This window comes from Muricoccus pecuniae (assembly GCF_014199205.1).
Lineage (GTDB): Bacteria > Pseudomonadota > Alphaproteobacteria > Acetobacterales > Acetobacteraceae > Roseomonas > Roseomonas pecuniae.
On record NZ_JACIJD010000015.1, the window covers coordinates 66,658 to 92,844 of the forward strand.

General features: G+C 73.2%; 27 protein-coding genes. 11 read left to right on the plus strand and 16 right to left on the minus strand.

The features are described from left to right. Positions 1-34 precede the first annotated feature (34 nt). The 4 genes from FHS87_RS16095 to leuS form a co-directional block, all read right to left on the minus strand. Positions 35-2,407 carry a mechanosensitive ion channel domain-containing protein gene (locus tag FHS87_RS16095; protein WP_184520406.1) on the minus strand — a complete coding sequence of 791 codons (2,373 nt, stop codon included), beginning with the start codon at positions 2,405-2,407 and terminating at the stop codon, positions 35-37. A gap of 92 nt (positions 2,408-2,499) precedes the next feature. Beyond that, positions 2,500-3,507: a DNA polymerase III subunit delta gene (gene holA, locus FHS87_RS16100; protein ID WP_184520407.1), complete on the minus strand. Its 1,008-nt coding sequence runs from the start codon at positions 3,505-3,507 to the stop codon at positions 2,500-2,502. A gap of 13 nt (positions 3,508-3,520) precedes the next feature. Next, on the minus strand, positions 3,521-4,039 hold the full coding sequence (gene lptE / locus FHS87_RS16105) for an LPS assembly lipoprotein LptE (RefSeq protein ID WP_184520408.1): 519 nt from the start codon (positions 4,037-4,039) through the stop codon (positions 3,521-3,523). Positions 4,040-4,046: 7 nt separating this feature from the next. Further along, positions 4,047-6,626 (minus strand): leucine--tRNA ligase, encoded by a 2,580-nt coding sequence (gene leuS, locus FHS87_RS16110; RefSeq protein ID WP_184520409.1) that lies wholly within the window; start codon positions 6,624-6,626, stop codon positions 4,047-4,049. A gap of 139 nt (positions 6,627-6,765) precedes the next feature. Between leuS and FHS87_RS16115 the strand changes: the two genes are divergently transcribed. Further along, positions 6,766-7,143, plus strand: a complete 378-nt coding sequence (locus tag FHS87_RS16115; protein WP_184520410.1) for a PRC-barrel domain-containing protein — start codon at positions 6,766-6,768, stop codon at positions 7,141-7,143. A 46-nt stretch (positions 7,144-7,189) separates the two neighbouring features. Here the strand turns inward: FHS87_RS16115 and FHS87_RS16120 are convergent, their stop codons facing one another. The 3 genes from FHS87_RS16120 to FHS87_RS16130 form a co-directional block, all read right to left on the minus strand. Next, positions 7,190-7,717, minus strand: coding sequence for a DUF3576 domain-containing protein (locus tag FHS87_RS16120; protein WP_184520411.1), 528 nt, complete (start codon positions 7,715-7,717; stop codon positions 7,190-7,192). A gap of 134 nt (positions 7,718-7,851) precedes the next feature. Next, positions 7,852-9,177 carry a porin gene (locus FHS87_RS16125; RefSeq protein ID WP_184520412.1) on the minus strand — a complete coding sequence of 442 codons (1,326 nt, stop codon included), beginning with the start codon at positions 9,175-9,177 and terminating at the stop codon, positions 7,852-7,854. Positions 9,178-9,387: 210 nt separating this feature from the next. Next, positions 9,388-9,990: a thiamine phosphate synthase gene (locus FHS87_RS16130; protein ID WP_184520413.1), complete on the minus strand. Its 603-nt coding sequence runs from the start codon at positions 9,988-9,990 to the stop codon at positions 9,388-9,390. Between FHS87_RS16130 and FHS87_RS16135 the strand changes: the two genes are divergently transcribed. Both FHS87_RS16135 and FHS87_RS16140 read left to right on the plus strand, forming a co-directional pair. Further along, positions 9,989-10,729, plus strand: a complete 741-nt coding sequence (locus FHS87_RS16135) for a YggS family pyridoxal phosphate-dependent enzyme (protein WP_184520414.1) — start codon at positions 9,989-9,991, stop codon at positions 10,727-10,729. The two genes, FHS87_RS16130 and FHS87_RS16135, sit on opposite strands and share 2 nt — an antisense overlap. A 9-nt stretch (positions 10,730-10,738) precedes the next feature. After that, entirely contained in the window at positions 10,739-11,344 is a 606-nt protein-coding gene (locus FHS87_RS16140; RefSeq protein WP_184520415.1) for an SAM-dependent methyltransferase, read from the plus strand. Between the two features lie 12 nt (positions 11,345-11,356). Here FHS87_RS16140 and yddG read toward each other — a convergent pair whose 3' ends face one another. Beyond that, positions 11,357-12,199, minus strand: coding sequence for an aromatic amino acid exporter YddG (gene yddG / locus FHS87_RS16145; protein WP_184520416.1), 843 nt, complete (start codon positions 12,197-12,199; stop codon positions 11,357-11,359). Positions 12,200-12,292: 93 nt separating this feature from the next. Between yddG and FHS87_RS16150 the strand changes: the two genes are divergently transcribed. Beyond that, a complete protein-coding gene (locus tag FHS87_RS16150) occupies positions 12,293-12,643 on the plus strand; it encodes a phage holin family protein (RefSeq protein WP_184520417.1) in 351 nt (116 codons plus the stop codon). Positions 12,644-12,658: 15 nt separating this feature from the next. On the opposite strand, the gene FHS87_RS16155 is transcribed toward FHS87_RS16150, so the two are convergent. From FHS87_RS16155 to phbB, 3 genes are all read right to left on the minus strand, one after another. Continuing rightward, positions 12,659-13,297 (minus strand): YciI family protein, encoded by a 639-nt coding sequence (locus FHS87_RS16155; RefSeq protein WP_246418458.1) that lies wholly within the window; start codon positions 13,295-13,297, stop codon positions 12,659-12,661. Positions 13,298-13,354: 57 nt separating this feature from the next. Next, on the minus strand, positions 13,355-13,609 hold the full coding sequence (locus tag FHS87_RS16160) for a hypothetical protein (RefSeq protein ID WP_221299993.1): 255 nt from the start codon (positions 13,607-13,609) through the stop codon (positions 13,355-13,357). A gap of 79 nt (positions 13,610-13,688) precedes the next feature. Continuing rightward, positions 13,689-14,411, minus strand: a complete 723-nt coding sequence (gene phbB, locus FHS87_RS16165) for an acetoacetyl-CoA reductase (protein ID WP_184520418.1) — start codon at positions 14,409-14,411, stop codon at positions 13,689-13,691. Between the two features lie 252 nt (positions 14,412-14,663). Between phbB and FHS87_RS16170 the strand changes: the two genes are divergently transcribed. Continuing rightward, the gene (locus tag FHS87_RS16170; RefSeq protein WP_184520419.1) at positions 14,664-14,852 is read left to right on the plus strand and encodes a soj family protein; all 189 of its coding nucleotides are present in this window, start codon (positions 14,664-14,666) and stop codon (positions 14,850-14,852) included. A 304-nt stretch (positions 14,853-15,156) separates the two neighbouring features. Continuing rightward, a complete protein-coding gene (locus FHS87_RS16175) occupies positions 15,157-15,465 on the plus strand; it encodes a hypothetical protein (protein ID WP_184520420.1) in 309 nt (102 codons plus the stop codon). A 106-nt stretch (positions 15,466-15,571) separates the two neighbouring features. Here the strand turns inward: FHS87_RS16175 and guaD are convergent, their stop codons facing one another. Then, positions 15,572-16,900: a guanine deaminase gene (guaD, locus tag FHS87_RS16180; RefSeq protein ID WP_246418459.1), complete on the minus strand. Its 1,329-nt coding sequence runs from the start codon at positions 16,898-16,900 to the stop codon at positions 15,572-15,574. Positions 16,901-17,079: 179 nt separating this feature from the next. On the opposite strand from guaD, the gene FHS87_RS16185 reads away from it, so the two are divergent. From FHS87_RS16185 to FHS87_RS16200, 4 genes are all read left to right on the plus strand, one after another. After that, complete coding sequence (locus FHS87_RS16185; RefSeq protein ID WP_184520421.1) at positions 17,080-18,051, plus strand: Bug family tripartite tricarboxylate transporter substrate binding protein; 972 nt, start codon at positions 17,080-17,082, stop codon at positions 18,049-18,051. A 370-nt stretch (positions 18,052-18,421) separates the two neighbouring features. Beyond that, positions 18,422-19,561: an acyl-CoA dehydrogenase family protein gene (locus tag FHS87_RS16190; protein WP_184520422.1), complete on the plus strand. Its 1,140-nt coding sequence runs from the start codon at positions 18,422-18,424 to the stop codon at positions 19,559-19,561. Further along, on the plus strand, positions 19,558-20,328 hold the full coding sequence (locus FHS87_RS16195; RefSeq protein ID WP_184520423.1) for a 3-ketoacyl-ACP reductase: 771 nt from the start codon (positions 19,558-19,560) through the stop codon (positions 20,326-20,328). Before FHS87_RS16190 ends, FHS87_RS16195 begins: the two co-directional genes overlap by 4 nt. After that, a complete protein-coding gene (locus FHS87_RS16200; protein WP_184520424.1) occupies positions 20,328-20,777 on the plus strand; it encodes a MaoC family dehydratase in 450 nt (149 codons plus the stop codon). The genes FHS87_RS16195 and FHS87_RS16200 overlap by 1 nt, the downstream gene beginning before the upstream one ends. 7 nt (positions 20,778-20,784) lie before the next feature. Here FHS87_RS16200 and FHS87_RS16205 read toward each other — a convergent pair whose 3' ends face one another. Together FHS87_RS16205 and FHS87_RS16210 are read right to left on the minus strand one after the other, a co-directional pair. Beyond that, positions 20,785-21,588: a shikimate dehydrogenase family protein gene (locus tag FHS87_RS16205; protein ID WP_184520425.1), complete on the minus strand. Its 804-nt coding sequence runs from the start codon at positions 21,586-21,588 to the stop codon at positions 20,785-20,787. Continuing rightward, entirely contained in the window at positions 21,585-22,598 is a 1,014-nt protein-coding gene (locus tag FHS87_RS16210) for a Gfo/Idh/MocA family protein (protein ID WP_184520426.1), read from the minus strand. Before FHS87_RS16210 ends, FHS87_RS16205 begins: the two co-directional genes overlap by 4 nt. A gap of 134 nt (positions 22,599-22,732) precedes the next feature. Here FHS87_RS16210 and FHS87_RS16215 point away from each other — a divergent pair, with 134 nt between their 5' ends. Then, positions 22,733-24,346 (plus strand): ABC transporter substrate-binding protein, encoded by a 1,614-nt coding sequence (locus tag FHS87_RS16215; RefSeq protein WP_184520427.1) that lies wholly within the window; start codon positions 22,733-22,735, stop codon positions 24,344-24,346. Positions 24,347-24,382: 36 nt separating this feature from the next. On the opposite strand, the gene FHS87_RS16220 is transcribed toward FHS87_RS16215, so the two are convergent. Both FHS87_RS16220 and FHS87_RS16225 read right to left on the minus strand, forming a co-directional pair. Next, positions 24,383-25,369 carry an NAD(P)-dependent oxidoreductase gene (locus tag FHS87_RS16220; protein ID WP_184520428.1) on the minus strand — a complete coding sequence of 329 codons (987 nt, stop codon included), beginning with the start codon at positions 25,367-25,369 and terminating at the stop codon, positions 24,383-24,385. Further along, entirely contained in the window at positions 25,366-26,133 is a 768-nt protein-coding gene (locus tag FHS87_RS16225; protein WP_184520429.1) for an enoyl-CoA hydratase/isomerase family protein, read from the minus strand. The genes FHS87_RS16220 and FHS87_RS16225 overlap by 4 nt, the downstream gene beginning before the upstream one ends. Positions 26,134-26,187: the final 54 nt, after the last annotated feature.

The window sequence follows — 26,187 nt, forward strand, 5'->3', positions numbered from 1 at the left end:
GCAGGGGAGGGCGGCGCAGAGGAGGGCGGCGGGATCAGGCCGCCTCGGCCTCGGCGGCGCGCGCGGCCGCTTCGGCTTCTTCCTCTTCCGAGGTCTTGCGCCAGGGGGAGTTGATCCTGATCCCCTCGGCCTCGAAGCGCGCCTGGATGCGGCGGTTCAGCTCCCGCGCGACGGGGTGGCGCTGGGAGGGGTCGGTCTTCATCCGCGCCCGCACGACCACGCCCGTCTCCAGCAGCTTGTCCACGCCCATCACGTCGATCTCGTCGCGGGTGGCGGAGGCCCAGCGGGGCTCGGCCCGCATCTCGGAGGAGATCTCCTTCAGCACGCGCGCCACGCGGTCCGTGTCCTCGCCATAGGGGAGGGAGATGTCCACCACGGCGAAGGCGAAGTCGCGCGTCATGTTCGTCACGGAGGTGACGGTGCTGAAGGGGATGATGTGGACGGAGCCGTCCAGCGCGCGCAGCCGGATGGAGCGGATGGAGAGCTGCTCCACCACCCCCGTCATGCTCGCGATGGTCACCGTGTCCCCCACCGCCACCGCGTCCTCCAGCAGGAGGAACATGCCGGTGATCACGTCCTTGACCAGCGTCTGGGAGCCGAAGCCGATCGCCACGCCGACGACACCGGCACCCGCGATCAGCGGCGCGACGTTCACCCCGATCTCGCTCAGCACGTTCAGCGCCACGAAGATGAGGATGACGATCAGCAGCGCGGTCCGCAGCATCGGCAGCAGCGTGCGGATGCGGGCCGAGCGCGCGGCCTGGGTATCGCGCGAGAGCTTCGTCAGGCGGCGCTGGATGGCGGCGTTCGCCACCTCCCACACCGTCACCGCCGCGAGCACCGTGAGCCCGACGGAGACGGTGCTGCCCACCAGCCGCGCGCCGAGCTGGCCGCGGCTGAACCAGGCGAAGGCCTTGATGCCCCAGGTCTCCAGCAGGAACAGGAAGGCGACGACCGTGACGATGCCGGAGATGATCCCCTTCAGCACGGGAAGGTAGCGGTTCGCCCGCCCCTCCAGCCCGGGATAGCGGCGGGCGAGGTCGGGGGTGATGCGGAAGCCGCGCTCGAGCAGGCGGCGCAGGGCGTAGTCCACCAGCTTCGCCACGCCGAGCACGGCGAGGGTGAGGGCGCTGGCGCGCAGCAGCCGCTCGAACCCGTCCCGCACCTGCAGCGCCCAGACCCCCCAGAGGGCGAGGAGGTAGAGGATGGCCAGCACGTGCCAGATCTCGGCCAGCCGGTCCCGCAGCGCGCGGAAGGTGCGGCGCGTGCGGTCCGGGTGGTCCCCCGGCTTCAGCTCCGGCGCGCGCAGCACCTCCGCCACGGCGTGGCGGTTCTGCATCACCACGATGATGAGGAAGAGCGAGACGATCAGCAGAGAGAGGCGCGAGATGGCGTCATAGACCGCCCAGGGCACGCCGAAGAGCAGCCCCGCCTCCGCCACCGCCCAGCCCACCACCAGCACGGCCACAATCCGGCGCAGCCAGACCGTGATGTAGGCCGCCGTCTCGTCCTGGATGGGCACGAGGCGGAGATGGGCGGAGTTGGGGGAGAAGAGCATGCGGCTGGTCACCATCACCGCGCGGATGGCGATGTAGGCGTTGTTGGCCAGCAGCAGCACCAGCTCCGTCGTCGGCAGGGGCTGCACGGCGCGGATGAGGCCGTAGGAGATGACGGCGAAGGCCCCGACCGGCAGCAGGTCCAGCCCCAGCCGCGCGAGGACGAAGGGGATGCGGCGGAACCAGGTCCAGAGATTGGCGCGCTCCGGCGCATGGGCGTCCAGCTTGTCCCGCCAGCGGGCGAGCAGGCGCCAGACGGCCCATTCGGCCAGCAGCCCGAAGCCGAAGAGGAGGGCGAGCTTCCAGGAGGCGTCGAGCACCCGCACCTGGGTCACGGGGTCCCGCGCGACGCCCGAGGCCCAGGAGAGGATGTTGGGCAGGTCCGTGACGGCGTTCAGCCCCGTCACGATCTGGTCCGACAGGGCGGCGAGGCGTTGGGAGGCGCCGGTGAGGAGCTGGGCGCCGAGGGTGTTGGGGGCGAGGAGCCCCTCCTCGGCCGCAGGGGCCGCGGGTGCCGCGCCCGTGGCCGGCGCGGCGGGAGCGATGGCTCCCGGGGTGGCTGCGGGAGCGGTGCCAGCCGTCGCTCCCGGGCTGGCCGGGGCCCCTGGGGTCGCACCGGGAGCCGCACCGGGAGCCGTGGCGCGCGAGGCCGCGGAGAGGGCTTCGAGGTTGCGGATCAGCTCGGCCCGCCGGGCATCGTCCCGCAGAAGGCCGAGCAGCCGGTCCGCCTCGCCCGTCGCGGGGAGGGAGGGCTGCGCCGCCTGGGCGGGCGCTTGGGCGGGCGCCTGGGCGAGGGCGGGCGCCGCGGGCAGGGATGCCAGCAGGGCGAGGAGGAGCAGGAGGGCGCGCATGGGAGGGGGTTGGAGCCCACGCGGTCCGCGCAGGTCAAGCTTCCGTGCGTAACCCCGTGTGTAACCCTGGGGCGTAACCCGTGTGAGGGGGCCTATCCCCGCCGGGCGAGGATCGCCGACTGCCGGGCGAGGGTGAGCAGCGCCGAGCGGGCGATGGCCGCGTCCGGCACGGGCCGCCCGGTGCCTCCCGACTTGCTCCCGCGCTCGGCCTCCAGCAGCCCGGCCAGCACCGTCTCCAGCGCCTCCGTCCGCCAGATCCGCAGCGCCTTCTCGAAGCCCGGGCGGCTGCGGAAGAAGACCGGGGGCTGGAGGGCGCCAATCCCGGCCACCGAGGCCAGGTGGAGGCGCTGCACGTGGCGCATCAGCGCGCGGAGCACCTGCACGGGGTTGGCCCCCTCGGCCATGGCGGATTCGAGGGCGCGGTCGGCGGTGGGCAGGTCCCCGGCCGTCGCGGCCACCAGCGCCTCGTCCAGCTCCAGGGCGGAGCCGTCGCCCATGCAGGCGAGCACGTCCTCCTCCGCCAGCCGCCCGCCCCGGCCGGCATAGAGGGCGAGCTTCTCCAGCTCCCGCCGCAGCGTCCCCCGGTCGTCGCCCAGGCGGCCGGCGAGCCAGGCGATGGCGGCGGGCTCGGCGGTGACGCCCTCCTCCTTCAGCAGGGCGGCGATAGTGGCCGACAGCTCGGCCCCGCGCTCGCGGTAGCAGGCGATGGCGGCGGCGCGGGGATGGGACTCGGCCAGCCCGCGCAGCTTGGAGCGGGCGGCCAGCTCCCCGGCCTCGACGATGACCAGCGTGTCCCCGGGCGCCTCCAGCACCTCGCGCAGGGCGGGGGCGAGGGCGTCGGTCGCGTCCCGCACGCGGATCACGCGCCGCCCGCCGGTGAGCGCCAGGGCGGCGGCCTCCCCGGCCAGGGCGCCGGGGCGGGAGGCGGCCTCGCGCGGGAGGTCGGCCACGCGGAAGGGGTCGTTGCCGGGGGCCACGGCCTCCTGCAGCGCGTCGGCCCTCTCCCGGGCGAGGCCGGCATCCTCGCCGTAGAGGAGGGCGGCGCGGGCGGCGCCGGGGTCCTTCAGGAAGGCCGGGATGCGGCGCGCGTCGAGCTTCATGCGCGGGGGGTGGTCAGGCCGCCCCTCCCTCGCGGAGGGAGAGGGCGAGGCGGAGCACGATCTCCTCGGCGATCTGCTCCACCAGCCGCCGCTCCGCCGCCTCGCTGCTGACGACGGAGGCGAAGTACTCGTTGTCCACGACGTTGTAGGCGTCCACCGCCCGGGCGGAGCCGGCCGCCACGGGGCGGGCAGGGACGGAAAGGGTCTGGAGCGTCCAGGGCGCCGTTATCACCATGCGGACGCGGGTGGGCGCGCCGTCCCGCCGGTAGCCCAGTGCCTCGTAGGCCGGGAGGGGGCTGACGGTCAGCTCGTAGCGCGCGGCCGGGGCGGTCCGGTTCCGCGCCGTCAGCCGCCGGTCCAGCGCCTGGTGCAGGAGCTGGCCGGTGCGGCCGAAGGTGCGGCCGATCCGCACCGCGGCCAGCTCGGGCGCGATATCCGCCTCGCCCGCGGCCGGCGGGCCGTTGAGCGGCCGGAAGCCGCAGCCGGCCAGGGATCCCGCCAGCCCGGCCAGCAGCAGGCGCCGCGCGACCACGGGGCGCTCAGACGACGAAGTTGACGACGCGGCCTGGGACATGGATGCGCTTCCGGATGGGCTTGCCGCCGATGGCACGCTGCACATTCTCCTCCGCTTCCGCCAGGGCGAGCAACTCCGCCTCCTTGATGCCGACCGGCACGGAGAGGGTGGCGCGCAGCTTGCCCAGCACCTGAACGGCGATGGTCACGCTCTCCGCCACCAGCAGGGCGGGGTCGGCCTCGGGCCAGGGCATGGCGGCCACCAGCTCCCCGCTGCCGGGGTGGAGGATGGACCACAGCTCCTCGGCCAGGTGCGGCATCATCGGCGCCACGAGCCGGGCCATGATGCCCAGCGCCTCGCGCCGCGCCTCGGCCGGGGCGGGGGAGGACTCGATGGCGTTGGCGAATTCGTGCAGCCGCGCGACGGCCACGTTGAAGGCGAAGCCCTCCAGCGCCGCGGTCACGGCCGCGATGCCCCGATGGGCCGCCTGCATCAGGGGCCGGGACTCGCCGTCGCCGCCGCGCCCGTCGAGCGTGGCCGCGAGGCGCCAGAGGCGCTGGACGAAGCGGTGCGCGCCGGAGACGCCGGCCTCGCTCCACTCCATGTCCCGGTCGGGCGGGTTGTCGGCCAGGATGAACCAGCGCGCGGTGTCGGCGCCGTAGCGGGAGATGATGGCGCCGGGGTCGATCGTGTTGCGCTTGGACTTCGACATCTTGTCGTTGCGCGAGACGATCAGCGGCGTGCCCGTGCCCTTCTCCGTCGCGCTGCCGTCGGCGGCGACGTCCACCTCGTCCGGGGCCAGCCAGCGGCCGTCCGGGGCCTTGTAGGAGGCGTGCTGGACCATGCCCTGGGTGAAGAGCCCGGCGAAGGGCTCGGGCGTGTCGATCCTGCCCATGGTGGAGAGGGCGCGGGTGAAGAAGCGGGAGTAGAGGAGGTGCAGGATCGCGTGCTCGATCCCGCCGATATACTGGTCCACCGGCAGCCAGCCATTCGCGGCCTCGGCCACCAGCGGCGTGTCGGCGCGCGGGGCGGTGAAGCGGGCGAAGTACCAGGAGCTGTCGACGAAGGTGTCGAAGGTGTCCGTCTCCCGCCGGCCCGGCTTGCCGCAGCTGGGGCAGGGGACGTGCTTCCAGGTCGGGTGGTGGTCCAGCGGGTTGCCCGGGCGGGAGAAGTCCACGTCCTCCGGCAGCCGCACCGGCAGCGCGTCCTTCGGCACGGGCACGATGCCGCAGTCGTCGCAGTGGATGACGGGGATGGGGCAGCCCCAGTAGCGCTGGCGGGAGACGCCCCAGTCGCGGAGCCGCCAGTTCACCACGCCCTGGCCGAGGCCGCGGGCCTCCAGCGCGTCGATCGCGGCGCGCTTGCCGGCCTCGCTGCCCAGCCCGTCCAGGAAGTCCGAGTTGAAGAGCGTGCCGTCGCCCGTCCAGGCGTTCTTGCCCACGGTGAAGGTCGCGGGGTCCTCCCCGGGGGGCAGCACCACGGGCGGCACGGGCAGGTCGTACTTGCGCGCGAAGTCGAGGTCGCGCTGGTCATGGGCGGGGCAGCCGAAGAGGGCGCCCGTGCCGTACTCCATCAGCACGAAGTTCGCGATCCAGACGGGAAAGGTCGCGCCCTCGATGAAGGGGTGACGCACCCGGAAGCCGGTGTCGAAGCCGCGCTTCTCCGCCTGCTCGATGGCGGCCTCGCTCGTGCCCTGACTGCGCACCTCGGCGATGAAGGCGGCGGCGGCGGGGTTGCGCGCCGCGGCCGCGGCGGCCAGCGGGTGCTCGGCGGCCACCGCCAGGAAGGACATGCCGTAGAGCGTGTCCGGGCGGGTGGTGAAGACCTCGATCTCGGTCGTGCCCTCGACCGGCTCGGCGAGGGGGAAGCGCACGCGCGCGCCCTCGCTGCGGCCGATCCAGTTCGCCTGCATCGTCCGCACCCGCTCGGGCCAGCGGTCGAGCGTGTCGAGCGCCTCCAGCAGCTGGGGGGCGAACTTCGTGATGGCGAGGAACCACTGGGAGAGCTCGCGCTTCTCCACCGGGGCGCCGGAGCGCCAGCCGCGGCCGTCGATGACCTGCTCATTGGCCAGCACGGTGCCGTCCACGGGGTCCCAGTTCACCCAGGACTTGCGGCGCTCCACCAGCCCGGCCGCGAGGAAGTCGAGGAAGAGCGACTGCTGCTGGCCGTAATATTCGGGGTCGCAGGTGGCGAATTCGCGCGCCCAGTCGAGGCTGAGGCCCATGCTCTTCAGCTCGGACCGCATGTTCGCGATGTTGGCGTAGGTCCAGGCCGCCGGATGGGTGCCGCGCTCGCGCGCCGCGTTCTCGGCGGGCAGGCCGAAGGCGTCCCAGCCCATGGGGTGCATCACCTGGTGCCCGCGGGCGCGCTTGTAGCGCGCCACCACGTCGCCCAGCGTGTAGTTCCGCACATGCCCCATGTGGATCTTGCCCGAGGGGTAGGGGAACATCTCCAGCACGTAGTATTTCGGTCGCGTGCCGTCCGGCACGTCGGGGGCGGCGAAGAGCGCGGCGTCGCTCCACGCCCCCTGCCAGCGGGGCTCGGCGGCGGCGAAATCGTAGCGGCCGAGGGTGGAGGTCGGGCTGTCGGGCGGGCCGTCGGTCATCGGGGGCCAGTATGGGCCTTATGTGAAGGGTGTGTCCTGTTATCCCCGCCGGCGCGGGGTGGGAAGGGGCTGCGGCGCCGGGGCAACCATCGCCGGGCGCGGCGGTTCTTTCCTGTCGCCAGGATTACAGGAGCATGACATGCGTTTCATCCCGATCGCGGCGGTGCTGGCCGCCCTCGCCGCCCTGCCCGCGCCCGCCTCCGCCCAGCCTGCGCCCTCCCAGCCGGCCCAGGCCTCCACGAGCATTCCCGCCGGCCATGTCCGCGCGGACGAGCTGATGGACCGCGACGTCTACAGCACCGATGGGGTTGAGATCGGCGAGGTGGAGGACCTGATCATCGATCCCGCCGCGGGCCGGATCGCGATGGTGATCATCGAGGTGGAGAACCGGCTCGGCCTGACGCAGAAGCACGTCTCCGTGCCGATGGACCGGCTGCGCGTCGCGCCGGGCGAGCGCCGGGTGACGATCAACATGGCCTCGAACGAGATCCGCTCGCTGCCGGGCGTGAATTACTGAGGCGGCAGGGGGAGGTGGCCCGGCCGCCCTCCCCCGGTCCCTTCCGCTAGAGGGAGGCGGACTGGCTCCGCAGCTCCCGGGCGCGGGCGAGGACCTTGTCCTCCAGCTCCGTGCCGGTCGCCGCCGCGACGGGCACGTCCACCCAGGCACCGTTGCGCAGTTCCTGGCGGAAGACCGAGACGCGCACGCCGTCGGAGCGGAGCTGGCGGCCGAGGATATAGGCCGTGGCCCGGAAGCGCTCGCCCGGGGCGGCGGGGGGCGAGTACCAGTCGGTGATGATCACGCCGCCGAAGGGATCGGCCGAGGAGAGCGGCATGAAGGACAGGGTGTCGAGGCTGGCGCGCCAGAGATAGGCGTTCACCCCCAGCGTCCCGGCTGCGTCCCCCGCGCCCTCACGGTTGCGGCTGCGGTCGGTGCCGAGGATCAGCAGGCCGTCCTGGTTGCCCGACAGCCGCCCCCTGACCCGGGCGCGCTGGCTGTCGTCGTAGTATTCGTCATTCCCGACCTCGCGGGTCTGCCCGCAGGCGATGAGGAGAACGGGCAGCGCGAGGGCTGCGAGGCGGATATGGCGCATGGCCGGCGCAACTAAGGCTCGCCGGAGGCGGCGCGCAAGGGGGAAATCACCGATCCGTTCCGCGCGGGGGAGGTGCCAAAAGAAAAGGGGCGGCGGGTTTCCCCGCCGCCCCCTCTCATTCGGCCCTGGCCGGATCAGAACGCGACCCGGAAGCCCGCCAGCACGATGTCGACGGTCGTGGTGTTGGGGCTGCCCGCGCGGTTGTTGAAGTTGAAGCCCTGCTCCTTGCGCTCGTAGTTCACGTACTCAGCGAAGAAGTCGAGGCCCGGGGCGACGCGGTAGTTGCCGCCGACGGCCCAGCCGATGTCGCGGCGGCCGGCCGGGACGGTCTGGCTGCCCGCGCTCCAGATGGTGGTGTAGTGACCGCCGACCGTGATGGCGTCGATCGTGTAGGTGGCGCCGGCGAGGAAGGCGTCCGCGCGGCGGTCATCCACCGTCGTGCCGGCGATGCGCGAGGTGGTGTTCCAGTTGGTGTTGCTGTTGCCGCCGGTGTACCAGCCGCCGACCGTGAAGCCGTAGGCGGTACCCACCGCGCCGGCCCAGACCATGTCCACGCGCTGGGGCGAGGGGCCACCGGTGTTCTTCACCGCGTCGGCGCCGATATAGCCGACCGTGGCGGCGAAGCCGACGGGGCCGAAGGACCCGCGCCAGCGCAGGGCGGCCTGGATCTCGTTGCGGCGGCGGTTGCTCACGCCGGCGAGGCCGGAGAGCTTGTCGCAGACGGCGACCGTCGTGATGTTGACGGCGTCACAGCCCGAGAGCGGGCCTTCCTGGGTGTTGAAGGCGAAGCTCGCGCCGGCGTCGAAGCCGAAGAACTGCGGCGTCAGGTAGATGAGCTTCGTGTTGTCGCCGAGGTCGTTCGGGTTCGTGAAGGCGGGGCGATAGTTGCCGCCGATGACCTGCTGGTTGTTGTCGCCGGAGTCGGTGCCGCCGAGGCCGAAGCCGGTGATGTGGCCGGACTGCAGCTGGGCGATGGCGCCGTCCTCTTCACCGAAGCGGATCTGGCCCCAGGGGCCGGCGAGGTAGGCCCAGGCCTCGTCGAAGTCGAGCGAGCTCTTGCTCACCGGCGTCGCCGCGGTGAACACCGTCCCCTGGCCACCCGTGTTCCCGGTGTTGGTGATGAAGTTGCTGCCCTGGCGGACCGAGTCGTTCTGGATCTCGAGCGCGACGCCGTAGCGCAGGCCGTTCGCGGCCTTGCCGGAGGCGAGGACGTGGATCTCGACCTCGTTGGAGAAGTCCGCATTGCCGACGCGGGCGTCGGCCACATTCAGGTTGTCCTGGCGGGTGTAGTTGTACATTGCCTTGTAGAAACCGCCGATGCGCACCTCGAGGCCGCGCAGCGAGGTCCCGGCCGCGCTGCTCGCGGAGAGGGCGTCGCCGCTCAGCGACTGGGCCATCGCGCCCGGCGCGAAGAGGGCAGCGGCGGCGACCGCCGTGCTGCCGAGTAGAAGCTTCCGCATCCCAAATCCTCCTACGTGCCGGAACGTCCCGGCGCTTCCTGCGACCCGCCCGCCCCCCTCGGCGGGTTTGCCGGGAAGGCGTGCATCCGACGGATGCGCCCTCTTGGCCGAGCCCGCGGGGACTATGGTTCAGGCACTTTGCAGGCGTCCATCGGGCAAAGCGCCTGATCGCGACATCCGTGAGACACTGTGTCTGACCGGACACATCCTCTAGCGGAGCTGCCCGGCCAGCCCGCCGATCGCCGCCCAGCCCGCGGCCATGGGCGGAAGGCGCCGCGATTTCAGGGCATCCAACCCGCCCAGCGCCACCACCGGCCGGCCCGCCCGCCGCGCGAGGGCGGCCCAGCGCAGCGGGCCGAGGGCGGGGGCGCCGGGGTGGCTCGCCGTGGGGAAGACGGGGGAGAGGAGGACGAGGTCGGCCCCCAGCCGCCGGGCCCGCGCGAATCCGGCCCGCCCATGCGCCGCCACGGAGAGGAGCGGCCCTCTCCCCCCGCGCCGGGCGATGAGGAAGGGGAGCAGCCCCCGCGCCGGGCGGCGGTCCGGCAGGTGCAGCCCGGCCCGGAGCGCCAGCGCCCCCCGCCCGTCCCCGGAGAGAAGAAGGAGCAGCCGACGCTGCCGGGCGAGGCGGGCGAGCGGGGCAAGGAGGCCGGGGGCAGGATCGCGCGCCAGCACCGCGCTGCCCGGGGGCAGCCGGCGGGCAGCGGCGCGCGGATCGGGCAGGCGCCGGGCGTCGCTCAGCAGCCAGAGCGGCGGTACGGCCCGGGCCGGCGCGTTCACACCCACCCCGTTCTGCCCTAGCCTTCCGCGCTGCATGACCGACCCCCTGCCCCCCGCCGCCGATGCCATCGCCGCGAACCTCGCCCGGATCAAGGCGCGCATCGCCGAGGCCTGCGCCCGGGCGGGGCGGGACCCGGCGGGGGTGACGCTCGTCGCCGTCTCCAAGACCCATCCGGCGGAGGCGGTGCGGGCGGCGCTGGCCGCGGGCCAGGCCGTGTTCGGGGAGAACCGGGTGCAGGAGGCGGCGGGCAAGTTCCCCGCGCTGCGGCCGGACCATCCCGGCCTGCGGCTGCACATCATCGGCGGGCTGCAGACGAACAAGGCGCGGGACGCCGTGCGGGTGGCCGACGTGATCGAGAGCCTCGACCGCCCGAAGCTCGCCGCCGCCATCGCCGAGGCCATCCGCCGCGAGGGCCGCTCGCCCGAGCTGCTGGTGCAGGTGAACACCGGGGCCGAGCCGCAGAAATCCGGCATCGCGCGGGACGAGGCCCGGGATTTCCTCCGCGCCTGCCGGGAGGAGCACGGGCTGGCCGTCTCCGGCCTCATGTGCATCCCGCCCGAGGGGGAGGACCCCGTGCCGCATTTCCGCTGGCTGGCCGAATTCGCGGCGAAGGAGGGGCTGGGCACCCTCTCCATGGGCATGAGCGGGGATTTCGAATCGGCCATCGCCTGCGGGACGACGCAGGTGCGGGTGGGAAGCGCGATCTTCGGCGCGCGGCCCTATCCGGCACAGGCCGCTGGGCTGGCCTCTGGGCAGGCCCTTGGGCAGGGATAGCGGCGCCCCGTGAGCGACGCGGCGGCCTGGGACGCGCGCTACGCCCCGCCCGGCACCCTCTTCGGCGAGGAGCCCAACCGCTACCTCGAATCCCAGGCCGCGCGGCTGCGGCCGGGGATGCGGGCGCTGGCCCTGGGGGACGGGGAGGGGCGCAACGGCGCCTGGCTCGCCGGGCAGGGGCTGAAGGTGACCGCCGTGGACTGGTCCGCGGCGGGGCTGGCCAAGGCGGGGGCGCTCGCGGCCTCGCGCGGCGTGGCCCTGAGGACGGTGGTGGCCGACCTCGTGGAATGGCGGTGGCCGGTGGAGGGGTTCGACCTCCTGGCCTGGATCTTCGTCCACCTTCCCCCGGCGGACCGCGCCCTCGTCGCTGCCCGCGCCGCCGAGTCGCTGGCGCCGGGCGGGCTGCTCGTGCTGGAGGGCTTCACCCCCGCCCCCGAGGGGCGCCGCGCCGGCGGCCCGCGCGACCCCGCCCTGCTCTGGTCCGCCGCGCTGGTGCGGGAGAGCTTTCCGGGACTGGAGGTGCTCGAACTGATGGAGGGCACGGTGCTGCTGGACGAGGGCCCGAAGCACCAGGGCCATGCCGAGGTAGTGCGGGCCCTGCTGCGCCGGGGCTGAGGCCCTTAGCCCTTAGCCCTTGGCCGAGGCCGCCACCCAGCCACCCCCCACCACCAGCGCCGCCGCCAGGGCGAGGCGCGGGCCGAGCACCCCTTCCCCCGCCAGCAGCAGGAGAAGGGTGGAGGCGACCGGCACGGCATAGGCGAGGGTGCCGAGCAGCCGCGGGTCGCCCCGCTTCATCCCGACATCCCAGAGAAAGAAGGCCGCCCCCACCGGGCCGAGGCCGAGCAGCAGCACGGAGAGGAGCTGCCGTGCATCGGGGATGACCGTGACCTCGAAGAGGAGGTGCGCGATGGCGGCCAGGGCGGCGGAGGCGAGGCAGAAGCCGGCCACCGCCTCCGTCGGCACGGCGGAGAGGCGGCGGGCGGTGACGGAATAGACCGCCCAGGTCAGCGCCGCCGCCGCCGCGCAGAGAAAGCCCGGCAGCGCCCCCGGCGGGAAGGCCGCCCCGGGGCCCACCACCAGCGCGCAGCCGAGGAAGCCCAGCCCCACCCCCGCCAGCCGCCGCGCCCCGAGCCGCATGCCGAGGATGGGGGCGGAGAGGAGCACGATCAGCAGCGGCCAGAGATAGTTGAGGAGGCTCGCCTCCACCGGCGGCGCCCAGGCGAGGGCCGCGAAGTAGAGGGCGTGGTAGCCGAACAGACCGCCCACCCCGTGCGCCCAGGCGATGGGCGGCTGGCGCAGGGCGGCGAGCTGCCCGCGTAGGGCGAGCCCGGCGGTGGCGAGGGCGCCGCCGGTGGCGAAGGCCATGGCCGTCACCTGCAGCGGCGGCAGTCCCGCCGCCCCGCGGGCGAGCACGGCGAGGAAGGCCCAGAGCAGGAGCGCCCCGATGCCGAGGAGGGTTGCGCGGCTCATGAGGCAGCCCGCGCAACCCGCGAAAGAAGGATGCGTTGCCCCCGCGTCCCGCCGGTTCTGTCCGGCGCCGAACGGGCATAGGAGTTGAGCAAGGTGGGCTTCCTTATTCGCACGGCCATCACGGCCGTCGCTTTCTACATCGCCGCGAACCTCGTCACAGGCCTATGGTTCTCCAGCCTGACGACCCTGATCATCGCGGCGATCATCTTCGGGGTGGTGAACGCGGTCATCCGGCCGATCCTCTCCACCCTGTCCCTTCCGATCACGGTGCTGACGCTCGGTCTTTTCACCCTCGTCATCAACGCGGTGATGCTGGGACTGACGGCGCTGCTGATGCCGGGGATGCGGATCACGAGCATCGGCACCGCCTTCCTGGCCGCGATCATCATCTGGCTCGTGTCCTGGGCCGCCAACAAGGTGATCGGCGACCGCGTGGCGGCGTAATAGTCGCGGCGTGAGCTAGGCCCCTTCCGCCCCCGGCAGGGAGCGGAGGGGGAGTGGCGCGAAGCGGGTGGCGTGCCATTCCACGTCGCGCCACACCCCGCCGATCACATAGGGATCGGTCGACCACCATTCCTGCGCGGCGGCGACCGTCGGATGGGCGGTGACGGCGACGGAGCCGATCATCCCGCCCTCCGCATCGAGGATGGCGCCACCGACCGTGAGCAACCCTTCGCGCGCGGCCGGGGCCACGCGGGCGAGATGCGCCTCCCGCACGGCCAGGCGCCGGGCAGGGCCGCCGGGATCCGTGCCGTCCCGCGCGACGGCGATGCTGTGGGTGGGGGCGGCGGGCACCGGCCCGCTCGGCAGTGGCCGGTAGGGCAGGGGCGCGATGCGGAAGGGATGGCTCTCGTGGCCCGCCCAGATCCCCTCCTGCAGGAAGGGCTCCGCGTCGAGGTAGCGCTCCAGCGCCCCTTCCGCCACGATCATGAGGGAGCCCTGGTAGGCGCCGGCCGCATCGAGCAGCGGCACGCCGAGGAACAGCTCCCCCGCCTCCGCCATGGGGCGGAGAAGCGCGAGATGCGCCTCCCGCACCGCCCCGATCCGCGCGCCGGCATCCGGTGCCGCCCGCGCCAGGACAAGTCTGCAAGCCGTCATCGCCACGCCCTCCCCGCCCGCAGGCTCGCCCGCGGAGGGGAGGGGCGCAAGGTGGCGCTACTTGTTCGTGCGACCCATGTGGTTCGGGTTCACGCCGCCGTCGCGCTTCGTCTCGTTCGCGACGTCGCCCTCGTCCGTGCTGTCGGCCTGCAGAACCTCGGGGTCCGTGCCCTGGCCGAACACGCCCTTGGAGGAGCCGATGCCGGGGTTTCGCTCGTCGTCCGAGGGCGGGCGGGGGATGCCGTCGCCCAGCCCTTCCTCGCCGCGCTCCTTGGCGCCCATGCCGCCCTTGGGGTGCTTCGAAGCGGTCATGCCTGCCTCCCTTGTATCGAAGGAGAGGTAACGGCCGGCCGCCCCGAAGGCTTCCCCGACGACGATAAGGGGGCGGCGATCAGTACATGTGCTGGCCGCCGTTGATCGAGAGGGTGGAGCCGGTGATGAAGTCCGCATCGTCGGCCGTGAGGAAGGCGACGCCGCGCGCGATGTCGTCCGCCGTGCCGAGACGGCCGCGGGGGATGCGGGCGATGATCTTCTCCAGCACCTCGGGCGGCACGGCGCGCACCATCTCCGTGTCCACGTAGCCCGGGGCGACGGCGTTCACCGTCACGCCCGTCTTCGCGCCCTCCTGGGCGAGGGCCTTGGTGAAGCCGTGGATGCCGGACTTGGCGGCGGCGTAGTTCACCTGCCCGTACTGCCCGGCCTGGCCGTTGATCGAGCCGATATTCACGATGCGCCCGAACTTGCGGGACACCATCCCGTCCCACACCAGCTTGCAGAGGTTGAAGCAGGAGCCGAGATTCGTGTCGATCACGTCGTCCCACATCTTGCGGTCCATGCGCTTCATCGTGTTGTCGCGCGTGATGCCGGCGTTGTTCACCAGGATGTCGATCGGCCCGACCTCGGACTCGATGCGCTTGATGGATTCCGCGCACTGCTCGTAATCCGAGACGTCGAACTTGTAGGTCTTGATCCCCGTGCGCTCGGTGAAGGCGCGCGCGGCCTCCTCGTTCCCGGCATAGGAGGCAACGACGGTGCGCCCGGCCTTCTGCAGATGCTCGCTGATGGCGGCGCCGATGCCGCGCTGGCCTCCGGTGACGAGTGCGATTCGTGCCATGAGGTTGGACCCTTTCCTGACGTTGGTCTCCCGCCCCCAAAGCTGACGCGGTGCCCCCGTGCCATCAAGGGAAAGGCGCGCAAGATCGCACCGCACAACGACGGTTGGGCGCAATTTTCCGCCCCACGCCCCGGAAACGCGGCGGGGCGGCCCCGAAATGGCGGGCTGGTGCAACGAAGTCTGGCTTTCGCTCACGGGCCGGTGTAGGACGCCGCCCGCCCCGATCCGACCCCGCTCAAGGAATGCGCCGCCATGGACACCCCCATCGCCGCCGTGCTCTGGCCCGACCATGCCGGGCGCGACATGGCCGCGCTCATGCGGCTGATGGCGCATCTGGAGCGCTGCTGCCTGGAGATCGGGGCGGAGGAGGCGGCCGGCTACCTCGCCGAGGCCGCGGCCAGCCTCGCCCAGGACGGAGCCCAGCGGCGCCTCGCCGCCTGAAGCCGCACTGCTACCTCGCCGCTTGAAGCCGCACTGCCGCCTCGCGGCTTGACGCCGCGTTGCCGCCTCGCGGCCCCGGGCGGCGGGCCGGCCCGCCGCCCGGGGCCGTGCCCGGCGCGGCTTCCGTGCCGCAGTGGCGGGAACTGTGCCGGGAACTCGTCGCGCTTCCGGAAAAGCCCGGTGACGGGCGCCTCGCACGGCCCTAGAAGGTCGGCCGCCCCGCCCGGCGGGGCAGCTTCCCCCGCGGAGCGGGGTGCTTTTCCCCCTCCCCGCGGAGCGGGGTGCTTTTCCCAAGGACGAACCAGTGACCAAGACGATCCTCAAGGCCGCGCTGCTCCCGTCGCTGGCGCTCATGGCGGCCTGCACCGCCGCGCCCCCGCAGCCCACCGTTGCCCCGCCGCCGGAAGAGGCCTTCCGCCCCGTCTGCCGCGAGCGCCTGCCGAACGCGACCGACTTCGGCATGATGAAGTGCATGTACGAGGAGCTGGACAAGTCGCGCGGCGTGACCCCGGCCAGCGTCACCGCCCCGGCCGCCGAGCCCGCGCCCGCCACCCCGGCGCGTCCCTCGGCCCCGGCCCGCTCCTCCGCCCCGGCCGCGCGCCGCGCCCGCTGAGCCCCGGCACCCGGCCCGCCCACGCGGCGGGCCGGTTCCTGGGTGAAGCCCCTGGGTAATCACTCCGGGTTGATGCTGTCGGGCGGCCCCGTTTCCGCCGCCCCGCCTAGCGGCCGGTCTCCCCGGCCGCGTCGCGGTCATGAACGAGGCGCCCGGCGACATAGGTCGCCCTGACCGCCCTCTCGTCCCCGAGCGCCGCGAGTGCGAAGAGCCGGTCCGCCGGATCCGCCGCCGCGCCGGTCCGCAGCGCGAGAGCCGGCGTGGCGGCGGGGTCCAGCACCACCAGATCCGCCTCCATTCCCGGCACGAGCGTGCCGATCCGGTCCTCCAGCCGCATCGCCTCCGCCCCGCCGCGCGTGGCGAGCCAGAAGGCCTGGGCCGGGTGCAGCCGCGCGCCGCCCAGCCGCGCCACCTTGTAGGCGTCGCCGAGGGTGCGGAGCGGGGAGAGGCCGGTGCCCGCGCCCACGTCGCTCCCGAGGCCCACGCGCACGCCCTCGCCCGCCATGTCGTGCAGGCGGAACAGCCCGCTGCCGAGGAAGAGGTTGGAGCTGGGGCAGTGCGCCACGCCGCAGCCGCTCCGCCGCAGGGCGGCGATGTCGGCCTCCGTCACGTGCACGGCATGGCCCATCACCGCGCCGGGGCCCGCCAGCCCCGCCCGGGCATAGACGTCGAGATAGGAGGGGGCGCCGGGGAACAGCTCCCGCACCCAGGCGATCTCGGCCTCGGTCTCGCAGAGATGGGTCTGCACCAGCGTGCCGGGATTGTCGCACCACAGCCGCCCGGCGGCGCGCAGGGCCTCGTCCGTGCAGGCGGGGGCGAAGCGCGGGGTGATGGCGTAGAGCAGCCGCCCGCGCCCGTGCCAGCGGTCGATCAGGCGCTGCGTGGCGGGGATGCCGTGATCCGCGCCGTCCAGCAGCCCCTCCGGCGCGTGGCGGTCCATCAGCACCTTGCCGGCGGCCAGGCGCATGCCGAGCCGCGCCGCCTCGGCGAAGAGGGCGTCGGCCGAGTGCTCGTGCACGGTGCAGTAGACGGCGGCCGTCGTCGTCCCCGCGCGCAGCAGCTCCCGCAGGAAGATCCGCGCGATGCGGGCGGCATGGGCGGGATCGGCGAAGCGCGCCTCGGCGGGGAAGGTGTAGCGCCGGAGCCAGTCGAGCAGGGTTTCCCCGAAGGCGCCCGTCATCTCCATCTGGGGGTAGTGGACATGGGCGTCCACGAAGCCGGGGCCGATGATGCCGTCGGGGTAGCGGTGGACGGGCAGGTCGTCCGGCTGGCGCGGGCGCTCGGCCGCGTGGTCGCCGAAGGCGGTGACGATGCCGTCCCGCATCACCACCAGCGCGTCCGGCCAGAAGGCGAGGGCCGTGTCCGCCTCGCCCGCGAAGGGGTCGTGGCGGAAGCCATAGGCCGGGCCGCGCAGGCCGAGGGGTCCGTTCGTCAAGCGCCACTCCGTGCCGGGCCGCGCATCATGCCATCCCGGGCGTTGCGGTGAAGCCACCGCAAGGCGCGGTGAAGCCACCACGGCCGCGCGGTGGCCCACCACGCGGGGGTGAAGGCTTGCCGCTTGCGCCGGGGCGCCCGCCCGTGCTCTTGCCCGCCCAGGCCACGGGACCGAACGCCATGCAACGCCGCCACCTCCTGCCGCTCCTCGCGGCGCCCGCCCTCATCACCCGTGCCCGGGCCCAGGGGAGCAGCCAGGGCCGGCCGATCACCCTCATCGTGCCCTATGCCGCCGGGGGCGGGACGGACATCGTGGCGCGCGAGCTGGCGCCGATCCTGATGGAGATGCTCGGGCAGAACGTCATCGTCGAGAACCGCGGCGGCGCGGCGGGGCATGTGGGCGCCACCTCCGTCGCCCGCGCGCGGCCCGATGGCACGACGCTGCTCTTCGCGGTCTCGACCAACATCGTCGTCAACCCGCACCTCCAGCGGAACGACCGGGTGAACCTCTCCACCGCGCTCAGCCCGGTGACGAAGGCCAGCGCCTACCAGTACGTGCTCGCCATCGACCCGAAGGTGCCGGCGAAGGACCTGCAGGAGCTGATCGCGGCGGGGAAGAAGCCGAGGGCTGGCTTCACCTTCTCCTCCGGCGGCGTCGGCTCGAACAACCACCTCGCCGGCATCCTCTTCGCCGAGGCCGCGGGGGTGGAGATGGAGCACATCTCCTATCGCGGCACGGCGCCCGCGCTGCAGGACGTGGTGGCCGGGCGCGTGACGATGAACTTCTCCTCCCCGCCCCCTGCCGTGCCGCTGGTGCGGGACGGCCGGCTGCGCGCGCTGGCCGTGACGGGCGACCACCGCCTGCCCTCCCTGCCGGAGGTGCCGACGCTGTCGGAGGCCGGGCTGCCCGGCATCGTCATCCTCGGCTGGCATGGCATCTTCGCCCCCGCCGGCACGCCGGAGGCCGAGATGAGCCGGCTGGAGGCGGCCGCCAACAAGGCCATCCGCGACCCCCGCTTCGCCCGCAGCCTCGAGCGGGACGGGCTGGAGGTCGCGGCCGAGCAGCCGCGCGCCGACTTCGCCCGCGCCATCCGCGAGGAGTACGAGTTCTGGGGCAGGAAGGTGCGGGAGCTGGACCTGAAGGCGGAGTAGGCCGGGCCGTGCTTTCTCCGGGAGGCACGGCCTCCCGGGCAAGCCCGCCAGCTGCGCGAGGCGTCCCCCTCGTCGGGACGGCGCTCGCGATGAATTCGGGAAGGCTTTCGGCGGGTTGCGCGAAGGATGGCCGGCCGCCGGGCCATGCGGGTGCTCCCACCCGCGCGCACAGGTTTCCTGGCCTGCCAGACATCCCCGGATGTGAGGCGCTCTCCCCTGCGCCGCTCCCTTCGAGGGCCTGTTCCCCGCTGAGTTGACCGGCCGGAACCGGGCGCTCAACCTGGGCCGCGCTGGAGGAAGCGCGGCCCAGGATGGCGCACGCCATGTGGGCCCCGAGCGCCGGTGCGATCCGGCGATCTGGGGAGGCATGATGACGGACGTCGAGCTGTCGGACACGCATCTGGCACTCCGCGACGCGGCACGCCGCTTCGCCGAGTCCAGGATCGCCCCCCTGGCCTCCGCGCTCGATGAAGAGGAGCGTTACCCCTCGGAGCTCTACGCCGAACTCGCCTCGCTCGGGCTCTTCGGCATCACGGTGCCTGAGGAGTTGGGCGGTGTCGGCGCGGATACGCTGTCCTACGCGCTGGTCATGGAGGAGATGTCGCGCGGCTACGCCTCCGTCGCCGATCAGGTCGGGCTGGTGGAGCTGCTGGGCACGCTGCTCACGCAGCACGGCACGCCCGCGCAGCAGGACCTCTATCTCCGGCCGCTGCTGCGGGCGGAGCGCCGCTGCGCCTATGCGTTGACGGAAGCCGAGGCCGGTTCGGACCTCGGAGGGCTGAAGAGCACGGCGCGGCGGGACGGGGACGGGTGGGTGCTGGATGGCGCCAAGCTCTGGATCCACAACGCGCCGGTGGCGGATTTCGCCGCCGTGCTCGCGCGCACGGATCCGGGCGCCGGGCACCGCGGCATGTCCATCTTCCTGGTGGACCTCGATCGCCCCGGCGTTACGCGGGACCGCAAGGAACACAAGATGGGCCAGCGCGCCTCGCCCGTCGGCGGGCTGCGCTTCGACGGCGTGCGGCTGGCGGGCGATGCGATGCTGGGGCCGGAAGGGCGCGGCTTCCACACGATGATGTCGGTGCTGGACAAAGGGCGCATCGGCATCGCTGCCCTGGCCGTCGGGATCCTGGCGGCGGCGCTGGAGGACAGCATCGCCTACGCGAAGGAGCGGCGGCAGTTCGGCCAGGCCATCGCGGACTTCCAGGCCGTGCAGTGGATGATCGCCGACATGGCCAAGGATGCGCATGCCGCCCGGCTGATGGTGCATCATGCCGCCCGCGTGCTGGATTCCGGTGGCCGCGCGACGCTGGAGGCAAGCATGGCGAAGTGCTTCGCCTCCGATGCCGCCGTGGCGCGCACGGCCGATGCGGTGCAGATCCATGGCGGCAGCGGGTACATCCGCGGCGTGCGGGTGGAGCGGCTGTTCCGCGACGCCAAGATCACGCAGATCTATGAGGGAACGAACCAGGTGCAGCGCATGGTCATGGCGCGGGCGCTGCTCGCATGAGCGCGCGTCCCGCGGCCCTCGTCACGGGCGCCCGTCGCGGCATCGGGCGGGCCACCTGCGCGGCGCTGGCCGCGCGCGGCTTCGACGTGGTCGGCGCCGATCTGTCGGAGGAGGGCGTGGCGGAAACCGCCGAGGCGGTGGAGGCGGCCGGTGGGCGCTTCGCCTTCCGGCAGGCCGACGTCGCGGCGCTGGAGGATCACGCGGCGCTGCTGGACGCCGCCTGGGATGCGTTTGGCGGGCTGGAATGCCTGGTGAACAATGCCGGGGTGGGCGCCATGCGGCGGGGCGACCTGCTGGAGGTGACGCGGGAATCCTGGGACCGTGCCTTCGATGTGAACGTGCGGGCCGGGTTCTTCCTCGCCCAGGGCGTGGCGCGGCGGATGCTGGCGGCGGGCGCACCGGAGCGGGCGCGGCGCAGCATCGTCTTCGTCTCCTCGGCCAACGCGACCCTCGCCTCGCCGGAGCGGGGCGAGTACGCGGCCTCCAAGGCGGCGGTTTCCATGGTGGCGCGCGTCTTCGCGCTGCGGCTCGCGGAGGAGGGGATCGCGGTCCATGAGATCCGGCCCGGCGTCATCCGGACCGATATGACCGCGCCGGTCGCGGCCGCCTATGACGCGCGGATCGCGGCCGGCCTCTCCCCGATCCGGCGCTGGGGCGAGGCCGAGGATGTGGGCCGCACCATCGCCCTGCTGGCCGCGGGGGACCTGCCCTTTACCACGGGCGATGCGTTCCATGTGGATGGCGGCCTGCATCTGGGGCGCCTGTGATGCCGGACGACCGCCTGCATTACGAGGAGATCGCTGTCGGGCTGAGCTGGGAGACGCCGGGCATCACGGTGACGGAGGCGCACATCCTCGCCTTCGCCGGGCTGACGGGCGACTTCTACGACCTGCACGTCGATGACGACTATGCCCGCGCGCTCGGCTATCCCACGAAGGTCGCGCACGGGCTTCTCGGTCTCTCCCTGGCGGACGGGCTGAAGAACCGCTCCTCCGTGCGGCTGGCCGCGATCGTCTCGCTCGGGTGGCGATGGAGCTTCGCCGCGCCCATCCTTCCGGGGGACCGGATCAGCGCCACGATCCGCGTCGCGGGGCGGCGGGAGACGAAGCGGCCGGAGCGCGGGATCGTCACGCTGGACTTCGACCTGCGCAACCAGCGCGGCGAGACCGTCCAGCGGGGCCAGAACGACATGATGGTGCATCGCCGCGCGGGTTGAGCGCGCCTCAGCCCTCCCAGCCAGCGATGCCGAGATAGGCGGCGGCGAGCCGGGCCTGGCCCTCATGCATGGAACGGCCCGTGACGACCGCGCAGCCGGCAGCGCGGGCAGCGGCGATCAGGGGCGTCTCCTCGGGGTTGGGGATCACATCGGCCACCACCTGCGGCGGGCGCAGGCGGGAGACCTCGAGCGGAAGGGGATCGCCCTCCCGCAGCCCGAGGGGGGTGGCGTTCACGACGATGTCCTGCCCCATGGTCTCCGGCCGCCCTTCGGCGACGGAAAGGCCGGGATAGGTCCCGGAGAGCAGCCCGGCGAGAGACGCGGCGCGGCCGGGGGAGGCGTCGTGCAGCAGGAGCCGCGCCGCTCCGGCGCGGGCCAGGGCATGGGCGATGGCGCGGCCGGCGGCGCCGCAGCCCACCTGCAGGATGGCGGAGCCGCGCACGGGATGGCCGGCGCGCTCCAGGCCGTCACGGAAGCCCTCGCCGTCGAACATCTCGCCTTCCCAGCCGCCCTCCGGGCGCCGGCGGACGGTGTTGACGGTGCCGGTGAGCCGGGCCGTGGGGCCGAGCGCGTCCAGCAGGGGGACGACCGCCTCCTTGTGCGGCATGGTCACCACCAGCCCGTCCAGGTTGCGCAGGCGGGTCAGCCCGGCCCAGGCGGCGGGGAGCTCGCCCGCCGGAACCTCGAAGGCGAGGAAGGCCGCGTCCATGCCGAGCCGCGCGAAGGCCTGGTTGAACAGGGCCGGGGAGCGGAGCGGCGCCACCGGGTCCCCGAGGATGGCCATCAGGCGCGTGCGGCCGGTGATCGTCATGCGCGGCGGCTCGAATCGGCCAGCACCGCCTCGATCAGCCGCTGGACAGCCAGGGCGGAGCGGGCGCTGTTGGCGGGCTCGCGGCCCTCCTCGATGGCGTCCAGCACTTCGGTGATCAGGGCGCGGTGCGGGCCGTGGTCGAAGGCCATAGGATCGGCGCCGCCGCCGCCCGAGCCTTCCTCGCCGAAGACCTCCGGCGGTGCACCATCCGCGCCGTGCAGTTCCAGCCGGTGCGCCACCAGCACGGCGGAGCCACGGCTGCCCGCGATCTCGATCCGCTCGGGAAAGCCGGGGCGGGCGACGGTCGTGGCGTCCAGCACGCCGATCGCGCCGTTCTCGAAGCGGAGCGCGGCCGCGGCGATGTCCTCCGTGTCGATCTTGCGCAAGGGCGAGGTGGCGGCGAAGCCGGCCACGTCCCGCACGGGCCCCATGAGGTGAAGCAGCAGGTCGATCGTGTGGATGGCCTGGGTGAGCAGCACGCCGCCGCCGTCGCGCGCCATGCTACCGCGCCCGGGCTGGGCGAAATAGGCGTCGTCGCGCCACCAGCGGATGGAGGCGGAGGCGGAGAGGGGCGTGCCGAGCCGGCCGGAATCGAGGGCGGCCTTGAGACGCAGCGCCGCCGGGCGGAAGCGGTGCTGGAGGCAGACGCCGCAGCGCAGGCCCGCGGCCTCGGCCGCCGCCGCGAGGGCCTCGCCCCGCTCGGCCGTAAGTTCAAGCGGCTTCTCCACGAGGAGGTGCTTGCCGCGCGCGATGGCCTCCTGCGCGAGCGGGAGATGGGTGCCGGGCGGGCTGAGCACGAAGACGAGGTCCAGGCCGGGCGCTTCCAGCAGGGCCGCGAGCTCCGCGAAGGCCGGCGCCCCCCAGCGCGCCGTGAAGGCCTCCCGCCGGGCCGGGGAGGGGGCGTGGCCCCCGATGATCCGGACCCGACCGGCCCTCTCCAGCTCCCGAAGGCTCAGCATGTGCGGCGCGATGGCCATGCCGAGGCCGACGAGGCCCACCCCGATGGGCATCTTCCCCGCCCCCCTCCCCGCGCAGCTTCCCGCTTCACAGGCGCAACGGCTGCGACCTATCGTGCCGGTGCACGGGAGATTCCCGCGCCCAAAACGATCCGGCGGAACTGTCGGACGACCCTGAGGAATTGTCCATGACCGTGATGTCTCTCTCCCGCCGCGATCTCGCGCGGCTGCTCGGTGCCTCGGCGGCGGTGCTTCCGCTCCTGCCGGGCGGGCGGGCGCTGGCGCAGTCGCGGCGCGACACGCTGGTGCTTGGCATCGACATCAGCGACACCATCACCTTCGATCCCGTCCGCCAGGCCCAGTACACGCCGCCCCTGACCCTGGCCGCCTGCTACGACAGCCTCATGACGCTGGACGCGGACGACCTCGTGAACCCGAAGCCGTCGCTGGCCACGAAGTGGGAGCGGCGGCCGGGCGGGGATGGGTGGCGCTTCACGCTGCGGCAGGGCGTGAAGTTCGTCTCCGGCGCGACCATGACGGCGGAGGACGTGAAGTTCACCTTCGACCGGCTGATCAACATGAAGGAGCAGACGCAGCAGTACATCAAGGCGGTGGAGCGGGTGGAGGTCGTGGACGCCAACACTGTCGACTTCATCCTGAACTCGCCGAACGCGCCCATCCTTTCCATCCTGTGCAACCCGGGCTGCGCGATCCTGGAGAAGGCGGTGCTGCTGCAGCACGGCGGCGTGCAGGGCGTTGAGGCGAAGGACGGGGACAAGGCGACGGACTGGCTGAACGGCAACTCCGCCGGCACCGGCCCGTACCGCCTCGTGCGCTGGGAACGGAACGGCCAGATCCTCCTGCAGCGCAACCCGAACCACTGGCGCGGCGCACCCGCCTTCGAGCGCGTGGTGATCCGGCATCTCTCCGACAGCGCGGCGCAGCTCCTGGCGGTGCGGCGGGGGGACGTGCACGCCGCCTTCAACCTGATCCCCGAGCAGATCGCGACCCTGCGCGGCGACGCGAATGTCCGGGTGGAGCGCCTGCCGAGCCTCGATCACGTCTACATGGCGCTGACGCAGAATCCGGCCGCGAATCCGGCGCTGGCGAAGAAGGAGGTGCGGCACGCCATCGGCCATGCCATCGACTACGACGGCATCCTGAACAACCTGCTCGGCGGGGCGGCGCTGCGCGCGGCGCACTTCCTCCCGATCGGCGTGAACGGCAGCACGGAGGCGGTGGCGCGCCAGGTCGGCTTCCGCCAGGACCTGGACAAGGCGAGGCAGCTTCTCCAGGCCGCCGGGCTGGCGGATGGCTTCGAGATGGAGATCGCCTACGGCCAGGCCGCCGTCGCCGGCATCTCCTACCAGGTGCTCGGGCAGAAGCTGCAATCCGACCTGGCGCGCGTCGGCATCCGTGTGCGGCTGAACCCGATGGACCAGGTCAACCTGCGCACGGTCTACACCCAGGGCCGCATGGCCGGCGGGTTGCTCACCTTCTGGAACCCGCCCGCCGTGTCCAACGACCTCTGGGCGAGCGCGGTGGTGGAGCGCGTGGCAAGGCGCGTCGGCTGGGAGGTGCCGGCCGAGATGACGGAGCTGACCAGGCGCGCCGCCGAGGAGGAGGACCTGGCGAAGGCCGCCGATCTCTGGGTCGAGTGGCAGCGCCGGGTGGTGGACCAGGCGAACCACTTCGTCCTGTTCCAGCCGATCTACCAGATCGCTGTGCGGAACACGGTGAAGGACTTCCCACTGACCGCCGCGGGCTGGCAGCTTGATACGGGGAAGGTGACGCTGGCCTGAAGCGGGGGCGGGGAGGGAGCGCCTCCCCGCGCCTCCCTAGCGTTGCAGGCGCGCGAGGCGGTGCGCGGCCTCGATGTTCACGGCGCCTTCAGGCACCCTCCCCGCGGCAAGCGCTGCCACCTGCCGCACCGTGTCCATGGCCTGGTGCTCGGCCGCCTCGGGCGTCAGCCCCGCCAGATGGGGCGTGGCGATCACATCCGGGCGGCGGGCGAGGCGGGGGGAGGGCATCTGGTCCGGGGCGCGGCCGACATCCATGGCCGCGCCGGCGAGATGCCCGGAGTCCAGCGCCGCCTCCAGCGCCGCCTCGTCCACCAGCTCCCCGCGGGAGAGGTTGATGAAGAAGGCGCCGCGGCGCATGGCCGCGAAGGCCTTTGCATCCATGATGTCAGCCGTTTCCGGCGAGGCGATCGCGAGGCAGACGACGAAGTCGGCGGACAGCACCTCCGCGAAGCCCGCGGCCTGCACGCCAGCATCCTCCGGAGAGGCGTAGGGGTCGTAGGCGAGGACGCGCATGCCCAGGGCGCGCGCCGTGACCGCCATGCGGCGGGCGATGCGGCCGTAGCCGACCAGCCCCAGCGTGGAGGCGGAGAGCTGCACGCCGGTGGTTGGCGCCGGGATCTCGCCGCGGTGATAGGCGCTGGCGACGCGGGTGACGCCGCGCGCGAGATCCACGAGCATCCCGATGCCCAGCTCCGCCACGGAATCGGTGAAGCCCGGCGTCGCGCGGGTGACGAGGATGCCATGGGCCGAGGCCGCGGGCACGTCGATCGTGCTGATGTCCACCGCGCAGCGCAGGAAGGCGACGAGATCAGGCGAGGCGGCGAAGGTGGCCGCCGTGCCCGGGCTCCCGCGGTAGGCGATGATGGCCTGGCAACCGGCGGCGGCCTGCGCCAGCTCGGCGTCCCGCAACTCGCGGTCCGTGGTATTGCGGACCACCTCGGCGTGCTCGCGCAGTGCGGCGAGGGCGCGTTCCCCGAAATAGCCGGGGAAGGTCTCGGTGGAGTGGGAGAGGAAGACCTTCATCGGGCGAACTCCGCGGGGCGCTTCTCGTTGAAGGCCCGGATCCCCTCCAGGTGGTCCCCGGCCGAGAAGCAGAGCACGTTCATCTCGTTCTCATAGGCGAGGCCGGCGGAGAGCGGGGCTTCCAGCGCCATCCGCATCGCCGCCTTCACCGACTGCACCGCCACGGGCGACAGGGCGGCGAGCCGGCGGGCGATCTCCCGTGCCCGGTCCAGCAGCGCCGCTTGCGGCACCACCTCCTCCACGATGCCCAGCCGCAGCGCCTCGGCGGCGTCGATCGGCTCGCCCAGCATCAGGAGGCGCGCCGCCCGGCCCTGGCCGATGAGGCGGGGCAGGAGCTGCGAGGCGCCGCCCCCGCCCACCCAGCCCCGCTGCACCTCGGGGAAGCCGAGGCGCATCGTCTCCGCGGCCACGCGCAGATCGGCCGAGAGGGCGGCCTCGGCGCCGCCGCCGAGGGTCCAGCCCTGCAGAGCGGCCACCACGGGCTTGCGGATGTTGCGGATGACCGTGGCGTATTCCACGCGGTTGCGGAAATGCCAGGCCGAGGGATAGGCGGCCAGCGCGTTCAGGTCGCTGCCGGCGCAGAAGGCCCGCTCCCCCTCGCCACGGAGCAGGACGGCGCGGACGGCGTCCTCCGCGTCCAGGGCGCGGGCGTGGTCCAGCAGGCGCCCCGCCATCGCGGGGGTCACCGCGTTGTGCTTGGCGGGGCGGTCCAGCACCAGCTCGGCCACCCCATCCTCGATCGTCAGCCGCACGTCGCCATCCATGGCGGATCCTCCCGTCTTGATCGCATCTGTCCAGCAGGCGCAGAGTGAGCGCAA

Coding starts and splice junctions, on each gene's coding strand:
- FHS87_RS16095 (WP_184520406.1), bottom strand. CDS start 2,407: ATGCGCGCCCTCCTGCTCCTCCTCGCCCTGCTGGCATCCCTGCCCGCG.
- holA (WP_184520407.1), bottom strand. CDS start 3,507: ATGAAGCTCGACGCGCGCCGCATCCCGGCCTTCCTGAAGGACCCCGGC.
- leuS (WP_184520409.1), bottom strand. CDS start 6,626: ATGACCGACGGCCCGCCCGACAGCCCGACCTCCACCCTCGGCCGCTAC.
- FHS87_RS16115 (WP_184520410.1), top strand. CDS start 6,766: ATGCGTTTCATCCCGATCGCGGCGGTGCTGGCCGCCCTCGCCGCCCTG.
- FHS87_RS16120 (WP_184520411.1), bottom strand. CDS start 7,717: ATGCGCCATATCCGCCTCGCAGCCCTCGCGCTGCCCGTTCTCCTCATC.
- FHS87_RS16125 (WP_184520412.1), bottom strand. CDS start 9,177: ATGCGGAAGCTTCTACTCGGCAGCACGGCGGTCGCCGCCGCTGCCCTC.
- FHS87_RS16135 (WP_184520414.1), top strand. CDS start 9,989: ATGACCGACCCCCTGCCCCCCGCCGCCGATGCCATCGCCGCGAACCTC.
- FHS87_RS16130 (WP_184520413.1), bottom strand. CDS start 9,990: ATGCAGCGCGGAAGGCTAGGGCAGAACGGGGTGGGTGTGAACGCGCCG.
- yddG (WP_184520416.1), bottom strand. CDS start 12,199: ATGAGCCGCGCAACCCTCCTCGGCATCGGGGCGCTCCTGCTCTGGGCC.
- FHS87_RS16155 (WP_246418458.1), bottom strand. CDS start 13,297: ATGACGGCTTGCAGACTTGTCCTGGCGCGGGCGGCACCGGATGCCGGC.
- FHS87_RS16160 (WP_221299993.1), bottom strand. CDS start 13,609: ATGACCGCTTCGAAGCACCCCAAGGGCGGCATGGGCGCCAAGGAGCGC.
- phbB (WP_184520418.1), bottom strand. CDS start 14,411: ATGGCACGAATCGCACTCGTCACCGGAGGCCAGCGCGGCATCGGCGCC.
- FHS87_RS16170 (WP_184520419.1), top strand. CDS start 14,664: ATGGACACCCCCATCGCCGCCGTGCTCTGGCCCGACCATGCCGGGCGC.
- FHS87_RS16185 (WP_184520421.1), top strand. CDS start 17,080: ATGCAACGCCGCCACCTCCTGCCGCTCCTCGCGGCGCCCGCCCTCATC.
- FHS87_RS16190 (WP_184520422.1), top strand. CDS start 18,422: ATGACGGACGTCGAGCTGTCGGACACGCATCTGGCACTCCGCGACGCG.
- FHS87_RS16195 (WP_184520423.1), top strand. CDS start 19,558: ATGAGCGCGCGTCCCGCGGCCCTCGTCACGGGCGCCCGTCGCGGCATC.
- FHS87_RS16200 (WP_184520424.1), top strand. CDS start 20,328: ATGCCGGACGACCGCCTGCATTACGAGGAGATCGCTGTCGGGCTGAGC.
- FHS87_RS16205 (WP_184520425.1), bottom strand. CDS start 21,588: ATGACGATCACCGGCCGCACGCGCCTGATGGCCATCCTCGGGGACCCG.
- FHS87_RS16210 (WP_184520426.1), bottom strand. CDS start 22,598: ATGCCCATCGGGGTGGGCCTCGTCGGCCTCGGCATGGCCATCGCGCCG.
- FHS87_RS16215 (WP_184520427.1), top strand. CDS start 22,733: ATGACCGTGATGTCTCTCTCCCGCCGCGATCTCGCGCGGCTGCTCGGT.
- FHS87_RS16220 (WP_184520428.1), bottom strand. CDS start 25,369: ATGAAGGTCTTCCTCTCCCACTCCACCGAGACCTTCCCCGGCTATTTC.
- FHS87_RS16225 (WP_184520429.1), bottom strand. CDS start 26,133: ATGGATGGCGACGTGCGGCTGACGATCGAGGATGGGGTGGCCGAGCTG.